At 60.5% G+C, this 2,104-nt stretch carries 2 protein-coding genes and 1 pseudogene; 2 read left to right on the top strand and 1 reads right to left on the bottom strand.

Features of this window, described 5'->3' with window-relative positions; translation table 11 throughout:
• Window positions 1-339 (bottom strand): annotated as a pseudogene (locus VL202_RS12415) (integrase); the annotation flags it as partial.
• A gap of 188 nt (window positions 340-527) precedes the next feature.
• Here VL202_RS12415 and VL202_RS12410 point away from each other — a divergent pair.
• Window positions 528-1,667 (top strand): RHE_PE00001 family protein, encoded by a 1,140-nt coding sequence (locus VL202_RS12410; protein WP_325464427.1) that lies wholly within the window; start codon window positions 528-530, stop codon window positions 1,665-1,667.
• A gap of 81 nt (window positions 1,668-1,748) precedes the next feature.
• On the top strand, window positions 1,749-2,104 hold a 356-nt coding region (locus VL202_RS12405; RefSeq protein ID WP_325464426.1), incomplete at its 3' end, for an FRG domain-containing protein.

Here is a 2,104-nt window from a genome sequence, read left to right as displayed (position 1 = left end):
GGCCGGCATGCCGTGATCGGCATCCGTCTCCCGCCACTGCGGATCCCAAAGGTGATGGGCGACGAATTTGAGCAGCAGCGCCTCGGGCGCTGGCCAGGGCAGCGATTTGCCGGTGGCGGCCAGTCCCCAGGCTTCGAGATAAGCAAGATCCGATGTCAGCGCCCTGAGCGTATTGTCGCCCATGCCCTGGTTGACGAGATGGCGCAGCGTCTCGACATCCTGGTCGGTGAGGAGCTCGGCGAGCTCGTCGCGGCGCTCCAGCGGCAGCACGGACGCGATTGTATCGAGCTCTTCAGCGCGGCGCTCGACGGCGGTCAGTGATTTTTTGGCTTTGAACACGGACGCTCCAAAATAGCGGGTTTCGGCGGCCTCTAGACCGTGAGTTGCCCTGATTCTTGCTGATTTGCGACTCCAAATCAACTACCATCGATAAGAGGTACTTATCGATGGTTAGCACGCCAAGCACCAATCATACTATGTGAGGAACCCTAATATTCAGATAGAGTTCTTATAGCAAATCATTTACCATGATTTCAATGGCTTACGATCTCACCAAAATCAGCGTGACTGCCTTGATGCGGCCTGCTTTCGACGCGGCAATAGCGCTCACACGTCTCGACGAGCGCATCGCCCGCTCACCGGTCGGCGCGGGCTGGATCGAACGGTCCCACTTCACCGACGCCTGCGCCTCCCTGTGGATCGATGGCGAACTGGTCCATCTCGAGGACCTCGTCCTCCACGACGCTACCCGCGATATTCGCACACCCACCCACGAACTGACAATCGCCCGCGACGTCTTGCGCACCCGCCGGCGCATCGCCGGCCAATCCCCGGATTGGGCCATCTCTGCCGACGGCATCCGCTCGTTGCGGAAAACCTCGGAGATCGGGTCGGGCGGCGGGGACGCGGCGACGACGGCCGAAGTTATTTGGTCAGCGGTCGCCATCGATCCGGAAGGGGAGGGGGACGATGGTGACGACGCCAAAGATCTGCACAGCGTCGACTATGCCGCCATCGATGCGGTACTCGCCCGGTCGGAGGCCGCGATCGAAAACGCAACGCGGCCCGGCCGAGCCAGTGCGGCAGACAGAGACGCACTGGTCTATGACCTCGACTGGGACGAGGATGCCCGGCTGGAGGAATGGCGCGGCGTGTTGCGACAAGCCCAAGAACTACCGGCGGTGCTGCAGGCGATTGTCGCCCTCGATGCCTGGAACGAGCTTGCTGTTCTACAGCACGCACCCTGGCTTGGCCGGCTGCTTTGCGCGTCGATCCTTCGCCAAGTCGGCATCACGTCAGGCGCCCATCTTGCCGCCATCAATCTCGGCCTGAAAACCATTCCCGTCGATCGCCGTCGCCATCGTGATCGGGAGACCCGGTTGCTCGCCATTGCTCAAGGCCTGATCGCGGCCGCCGAGCTCGGTCTGAAAGAGCATGACCGGTTGGTTCTGGCGCGCACAATGTTTGAGCGAAAGCTGGGCGGACGCCGGACGTCTTCAAAGCTGCCGGAGCTGGTCGAGCTGGTGATGGCAAAACCATTGGTGTCGGCCGGGATGGTGGCGAAGACGCTGGACGTCACGCCGCAGGCGGCGCGGCGGATTGTTTTGGAACTGGGCCTGCGCGAGATGACCGGGAGGGGGAGGTTTCGGGCATGGGGAATCGTGTGAAGACTGCCACAGCTGGACATCGATTCTAGTTGTGCTGCACAAAGGTGCCAACTATCACTGGTTCAGGCTTCGGAGGGCAGCATGGACATCGATTTAGAACCGGCTAACTACCGCGAATTTCAGGATATGCTGTACGATATCTCGCTCACGAAGCATGGCCGATATCGATCAAACTTTGTTTTCCGCGGTGTGGGCGACAGGCGCTGGGGGCTCGAAACCAGCCTGCTAAGAATGGGGAACCATGCTGCGGCAATCGAGCGGCCGCTGCTCCGCAATTTCCTAAAGTACGCTGGCCCTGGCGAAGTCGCATCGGATGCGCTCCTTTATAAACTTGCACTCGCTCAACATCACGGCCTACCCACTCGGGTTCTCGACTGGACGACATCTCCCAGGGTAGCATCACATTTTGCATTATCTAACGAGAACCACTTCGACGT

The organism is Pararhizobium sp. (assembly GCF_035497515.1).
In the GTDB taxonomy this organism is placed as follows: domain Bacteria; phylum Pseudomonadota; class Alphaproteobacteria; order Rhizobiales; family Rhizobiaceae; genus Pararhizobium.
The sequence above is the reverse complement of the archived record's forward strand: the minus strand, read 5'-3'. Positions and strand labels throughout refer to the sequence as shown.

Coding starts and splice junctions, on each gene's coding strand:
- VL202_RS12410 (WP_325464427.1), top strand. CDS start 528: ATGATTTCAATGGCTTACGATCTCACCAAAATCAGCGTGACTGCCTTG.